Origin of the sequence: Pseudomonas sp. K5002 (assembly GCF_013386655.1) — a bacterium.
Lineage (GTDB): Bacteria > Pseudomonadota > Gammaproteobacteria > Pseudomonadales > Pseudomonadaceae > Aquipseudomonas.
Genome location: NZ_JACARK010001551.1, coordinates 1 through 974, shown reverse-complemented (window position 1 = coordinate 974; position 974 = coordinate 1). Strand labels below are relative to the sequence as shown.

Here is a 974-nt window from a genome sequence, read left to right as displayed (position 1 = left end):
CGCCTGATGCGCCGTGGAGGCCGTGCTCAGTGCCTGGTCTGCGGTGGAATTGGCGGCGTCGGCCGTGCGCTGTGCCGTGGAGGCAGCACCAAGGGCGGTATCCGCCGTGCCTTGCGCGGCATTTGCGGCCTGTTGTGCACCAGCCGCCGAACTGACGGCGGCATCCGCGCGATCCTGAGCCGATTGAGCGGCAGTCTGCGCCCCTGTCGCCGTTGCCAATGCCGAATCCGCCACGCTTTGGGCCGCGTTGGCGGATTGCCCGGCACCCTCGGAGGCGCTGAGCGCCTGATTGGCTGTAAGCTGCGCGGCATCGGCGCTTTTCTGCACCACGGCGGCCTTGTCCAGCGCCGTATTAGCGGTGCCTTGGGCCACGTCGGCAGCCTTGTGAGAGCTGGCGGCTGCAGCCAAGGCGGCATCGGCGGAGCCCTGGGCGGCCGTAGCGGTTTCGCCGGCCCGAACAGCCGTGTCCAACGCCTTATCGGCAGAGCCCTGCGCAGCATTCGCGGCTTGTTGGGCGCTGGAGGCCGTGGTCAGCGCGGTATCGGCAGTGCCTTGGGCTGTCGCGGCGCTTTTTTGCGCTTCAGACGCCGTACTCAGTGCTGTGGTGGCTGCCCCTTGTGCGGCTTCGGCCGTCTTCTGGGCAGTGGCTGCCGAGCCCAGGGCCGTGTTGGCGACACCCTGTGCGGTTTCGGCCGTCTGTTGTGCAGTCGCAACGGCCCCTTGCGCCCGTTCGGCGATTCCCCGGGCGGATTCGGCAGTTTTTTGGGCGTCAGCTGCGGAGTCCAGCGCGGTACTGGCCGTCCCTTGCGCCACACCTGCGCTCTTTTCGGCGCTGTCGGCCTTGGCCAAAGCGGCATCGGCAGCAGCTCGCACATCGTCCGCAGTCTTACGGGCATCATCTGCCCCGGCCAACGCCGAGCTCGCCTTGCCTTCTGCGGTCTCTGCAGTTCGCTGCGCCGTCGTTGCAGAATTCG

General features: G+C 68.1%; 1 pseudogene. It reads right to left on the bottom strand.

Annotated elements, in window-relative coordinates:
- A pseudogene (locus HX846_RS37860) lies at window positions 1-912 on the bottom strand (hypothetical protein); the annotation flags it as partial.
- Between the last annotated feature and the right edge of the window lie 62 nt (window positions 913-974).